Origin of the sequence: Caulobacter sp. S45 (assembly GCF_903642205.1) — a bacterium.
Classification (GTDB): Bacteria; Pseudomonadota; Alphaproteobacteria; order Caulobacterales; family Caulobacteraceae; genus CAHJWH01.
On the sequence record NZ_CAHJWH010000193.1, the window covers coordinates 1 to 5,050 of the forward strand.

The following is a 5,050-nucleotide window of genomic DNA, read 5'->3' on the forward strand; positions in this document are numbered from 1 at the left end:
TAGATTGCAGCCGCTCGACCAGGTTCGGCGATCCAGACGCTCCCCTCCCAGCGACCCAAGCGCGACTTGATATCGAACGAGCAAACGCCTGGGCTGGCATCTGCTCGCGCCCAGCTCTGCCTTGAAGCCGACTGCTTGACCTCCAGGCGCGTCCCACCGCGGTGCTGGAAGTCCCCAGCTTGAGTAATCGGCGGAGCACCAGGTCCAATCGGGCTCAAGGCTTTCCGCCACGATCGCCTCCACGACAAGTCCGCGAAGCACGTTGGTGACGAGCGGTGCACCGAAGGCCGCCTTAGCTGCTCGTTCGACGATACGCTGCCACGGGGCTACCGATAGTAGATCAGCCACCGGCTTCAGCAAGCGTCGCCGCCTCAATCACAGCCTCGAACGCCAGAAGCGTCGACGCGTGGCGGGCCGGGAACTCGCGCACTTGAGCCAGGACCGCAAGGTCGGCGAAGCGGCCCGGCGGCGGCGCAGCCCCTTCCTTGAGCATAGCGCGCAAGCCGTCGCGGCCGGCGGCCAGCTCGTCCAGGCGAGCGCCCACCACATGCTCGCCCAAAATGGCGGCGGCGGCCTGGCCCAGCGCGCAGGCGCGCACATCCTGGGCGAACTCCGCCACCCGGCCGTCGGCCATGACCACGTCGACCACAACCCGGCTGCCGCACAGGCGCGAGACCTTCTCGGAGGTCGCTCCCGGCGCGGCCAGCCGGCCTGCATGGGGCATGTTGGCGGCGAGCCTGAGGATGCGGGCGCTGTAGAGCTCGTCGATCACGCCTTCCAGGCCTCCGTGTCCTCGCCGAAGCCCGCCTCGACCCTCGCCTTCATGGCTTCGCAGAAGCCTTGACAGGCCCGCTTCAGCGCCCTGCGCCGAGTCTGGCGAACCAGCCGCCCGGCCCCCAGGCCCTCGAACAGCGTGCCGTTGGAGAAGATGCAGCCGGTGTCGCTGAGCGCCTCCATCTCGATGTAGCGCACGTGGCGGACCAGGCCGCCGTGGGTGCGCCGGGTCCAGATCAGCTGGCTGTTGGGAACCCACTCGGCCACCACGGCGGAATAGCTTTCGGTCTGTTCGCCGACCTTCTCGACCAGCTCGATCGGCGCGCTGATGAGCAGCTTGCCGGAGGCCGCCGGATACATCGGGTTCCAGTCCTTCCAGGCCGACAGGTCGGCGAGCACGGCCCAGACCTGGGCGGCGGGGCGCGAGACCCCGATGCGGTGTTCGATCTTGAATCCCATGGCGGCAATATGGTTGGACGCGCGCGCCCCGCCAACAGGTGACGAATTCGCTCCGACCGCCTAACTGAGCCGCATGCCGCCCCGCCCCAGGACCTCCGCCCGCGCGCCCATCGCCGCCCTCAAGGGCGTGCGGCTGGCCGACGGGCCGGTCCAACTGTTTGAGGGGGTGGACCTGGCGCTGGAGGCCAGGGTGCGGGCCTGCCTGGTGGGACGCAACGGGGCGGGCAAGTCGACCCTGATGCGGGTGCTGGCCGGGCTGGTGCAGCCCGACGGGGGCGAGCGCTTCGTCCAGCCGGGCCTGCGCATCGCCATGGTGCTGCAGGAGCCGCAGATCGCCGGCGACACCCTGTCGGACTACGCCCAGGCCGGCGGCGCCCCGTCCTACCGGGGCGATGCAGAGCTGATGGCCTTCGACCTCGATCCCGAGAAGTCCACCGACGGGCTGTCCGGCGGCGAGATCCGGCGCGCCGCCCTGGCCCGGGCCTTCGCCGAGGAACCGGACCTGATCCTGCTCGACGAGCCCACCAACCACCTGGACATTTTCGCCATCCAGACGCTGGAGGACCAGCTGTCCTCCTTTCGCGCCGCGGCGCTGATCGTCAGCCACGACCGCGCCTTCCTGGAGCGGGTGACCCAGCGCTGCTTCTGGCTGGCGCACCGGAAGGTCCGCATGCTGGACGAGAGCTTCAAGACCTTCGAGCCCTGGGCCGAGAAGGTCGAAGCCGAGGAGGCCGAGCAGTTCCGCCGCCTGACCAAGGCCATCGAGCGGGAGACCTACACCTTCTACCGCTCCATCACCGCCCAGCGCACCCGCAACGAAGGCCGCGCCCGCAACCTGGAGGCCATGCGCCAGAGCCGCGCCGCCGCCATGCGCGACCAGCCGCGCGAGCTGCAGATGGCGGTCGACTCCGGCGAGATGTCCGGCCGCCGGGTCGCCGAGGCTCGCCATGTGGCCAAGGCCTGGGGTGACAAGGTGGTGGTGCGCGACCTCTCCACCCGCATCCTGCGCGGCGACCGGCTGGCCGTGGTGGGGCCGAACGGCGCGGGCAAGACCACGCTCGTGCGCACCTTGCTCGGCGAGATCGCGCCGGACGCAGGAACCGTGCAGCTCGGGACCAACCTGCAGATCGCCTACCTCGACCAGAGCCGGGGCGAGCTGAACGAGGCCCAAACGCTGTGGGAGGTGCTGGCCCCGTCGGGCGGCGACTCGCTGCTGGTGCGCGGCCAGTCCAAGCACGTGGCCGCCTACGCCAAGGAGTTTCTGTTCAAGGACAGCCAGCTGCGCCAGCCTGTTCGCACCCTGTCGGGCGGCGAGCGCAACCGCCTGCTGCTGGCGCGCGCGCTGGCCAAGCCCGCCAACCTGATGGTGCTGGACGAGCCCACCAACGATCTGGACATGGACACGCTGGACCTGCTGGAGGCCCTGCTCGCCGACTACGACGGCACTCTGATCCTGGTCAGCCACGACCGCGACTTCATCGACCGGCTCGCCACCTCCACCCTCGGCCTGGACGGGCGGGGGAACGCCGCCAAGAGCCCCGGCGGCTGGAGCGACTTCAACCGCCAGCACCCGGACTTCTTCCGGGGGAGCGCGAGCGCGCTGCCGCCGACGGCGATGTCGCCGGCCGAAGCGGGCGCCGTCCGGCCGCCCGAACCACGTCGCCTGGCCAAGCTATCCTACAAGGATCAGCGCCGTCTGGAGGAGCTCGACCGCCTGATCGCCTCGCTGCCCGGGGAGATCGCCCGCCTTGAAGCCGTCGTGGCCGATCCCGGTCTGTATGCGCGAGATCCGAAGGCGTTCAACGCCGCCATGACGGCCATGGACAAGGCCCGCGCAGACATGGCCGCCGCGGAGATCGACTGGCTCGCCCTCGAAGAAAAGCGCGAAACGATGGCGTGACGCGCTCGATCTGTGTGAAAATGCTGCACTGCCGAAGAAACTTGGACTGAGATGTCCATTAAAGGCTTGCGGTCAGGCCGGTGGCTCCCGTTATGACGCTGCAGCCGCACGAGCCAGATGCGGTGAAGGGAGGAGTTTTCCAATCCAACGGAGACTCCCAGACATGATCCGCACACTCACCGCCTTCGGTTTCGCCCTGGCCTTGGTGGGCTCAGCCCACGCCCAGGACGGTCAGATCGCCGTCAAGCTCGACGGCAAGTCGCCCCGCATCATCCGCACCGAACTTTATCGCGCAGCCGAGAAGGTCTGCGCCAGTGACAACGCCTTCGACTCTGTCGACATCGGCTGCGTCGAGGCGAGCTACCAGCAGGCCCTGCACCAGCTCCACGCCGAACCGCGGGCCGAGCGCACCGCCTTCGTGCAGCCTTCTCCCACCGGCCTGCGCTGAGCGGCCACGTCGGCGGCTCCGGCGACGGAGCCGCCGATCCACCCGCTGGCGCTTCGCCGACGGAGCGGGCCGTTCCGCGTTCCGCCGTCCTCCGCTAGACTTCGCGGCGACTTGGTGAGGACGCGCCGCCGATGACCCCGCCCGCCCATAGGCTGATCCTCGCGCTCGCCGCGGCCTTGATGCTAGCCGCCTGCTCCAGAGCCAGTAGAACGGCCGAGGCGCCCGGCCGCACCGCGATCCGCTTCGCCACCGACTGGCGCGCCGAGGCCGAGCAGGGCGGCTTCTTCGAGGCGCTCGCCACGGGCGAGTACGCCCGGCGCGGCCTGGACGTGCAGATCATCCCCGGGGGCGCCGGCGCCAACGTCGCCCAGCTGATCGCCACCGGGGCCGTGGACATGGGCATGGGCTCCAACAGCTTCGGGGTCATGAACCTCGCCGCCGAGCACGTGCCGGTGAAGGCCGTGATGGCCGCCTTCCAGAAGGACCCCCAGGTGCTGATCGCCCACCCCGGCGGCGGGATCGAGGGACTGGCGGACCTGAAGGGCCATCCCATCCTGCTGGCCGACGCCGCCGTCACCTCGTTCTGGCCGTGGCTCCGGGCCAAGTACGGGCTCGAAGACGCCCAGGTCCGCAAGTACAGCTTCAGCACCGCCCCGTTCCTGGCCGACCCTCGGGCCGTGCAGGAGGGCTATGTCACCTCCGAACCCTACACCATCGAGAAGGCGACGGGCCGTGCGCCCAAGGTCTTCCTGCTCGCCGACGACGGCTATCCCGGCTACGCCGCCATGGTGCTGGCCCCGGACAAGCTGATCGCCGCCAACCCGAAGGCGGTGCAGGCCTTCGTGGAGGCCAGTGCGGTGGGCTGGAAGTCGTACCTGCAGGGCGACCCGCGTCCGGCCGACGCCCTGATCCTCAAGCTGAACCGGGAGATGTCGCCGGACATCCTGGACCAGGCCCGCGCGAGGATGCGCCAGTCCGGCCTCGTCACGGGCGGAGACGCCGCGGCGGGCGGCGTTGGGGCGATGAGCGAGGCCACCTGGAAGCGCTTCTTCGACATGGCGGCGGGCCTGGGCGTCTATCCCAAGGGCCTGGACTACCGCGCCGCCTACACCACGGCGTTCACGGCGACCCTGCCGTTCGTAGCGCCGGTACGGTGATCGTCCCCGCTCAAAGGAAGGGCGACTGCATAGGCCGGCGTACTCTTAAATCTCCCCCTGCGTAGCGGGGGGGACCAGGCGAAGCCTGGTGAGGGGGGCTCGCTGGGCGAGACGGTGGACGCAACGGCGCCCGGGGAGCCCCCTCCACCACGCTTCGCGTGGTCCCCCTCCCCCGCTGCGCAGGGGAGGATAAGCGCCGCCATATGCAACCGCCTCCTCTTAAGGGAGCGTACGTTAGAACGCGACCGGATCATGCTGATTCGGGATTCCGGTTTGGGGCGGATCATGATTCAAGATTGAGGCTGGGCGGGA

The 5,050-nt window shown here is 69.6% G+C and carries 5 protein-coding genes; 3 read left to right on the plus strand and 2 right to left on the minus strand.

Annotation, left to right across the window (positions count from 1 at the left end):
* Nucleotides 1–340: 340 nt before the first annotated feature.
* Both HUV06_RS14545 and HUV06_RS14550 read right to left on the minus strand, forming a co-directional pair.
* Complete coding sequence (locus HUV06_RS14545; protein WP_174301969.1) at nucleotides 341–772, minus strand: iron-sulfur cluster assembly scaffold protein; 432 nt, start codon at nucleotides 770–772, stop codon at nucleotides 341–343.
* On the minus strand, nucleotides 769–1,233 hold the full coding sequence (locus HUV06_RS14550) for an SRPBCC domain-containing protein (protein ID WP_174301970.1): 465 nt from the start codon (nucleotides 1,231–1,233) through the stop codon (nucleotides 769–771). Before HUV06_RS14550 ends, HUV06_RS14545 begins: the two co-directional genes overlap by 4 nt.
* 73 nt (nucleotides 1,234–1,306) lie before the next feature.
* On the opposite strand from HUV06_RS14550, the gene HUV06_RS14555 reads away from it, so the two are divergent.
* From HUV06_RS14555 to HUV06_RS14565, 3 genes are all read left to right on the plus strand, one after another.
* On the plus strand, nucleotides 1,307–3,133 hold the full coding sequence (locus tag HUV06_RS14555; protein ID WP_174301971.1) for an ABC-F family ATP-binding cassette domain-containing protein: 1,827 nt from the start codon (nucleotides 1,307–1,309) through the stop codon (nucleotides 3,131–3,133).
* A 163-nt stretch (nucleotides 3,134–3,296) separates the two neighbouring features.
* On the plus strand, nucleotides 3,297–3,581 hold the full coding sequence (locus HUV06_RS14560) for a hypothetical protein (protein WP_174301972.1): 285 nt from the start codon (nucleotides 3,297–3,299) through the stop codon (nucleotides 3,579–3,581).
* Between the two features lie 131 nt (nucleotides 3,582–3,712).
* Nucleotides 3,713–4,738: an ABC transporter substrate-binding protein gene (locus tag HUV06_RS14565; RefSeq protein WP_174301973.1), complete on the plus strand. Its 1,026-nt coding sequence runs from the start codon at nucleotides 3,713–3,715 to the stop codon at nucleotides 4,736–4,738.
* Nucleotides 4,739–5,050: the final 312 nt, after the last annotated feature.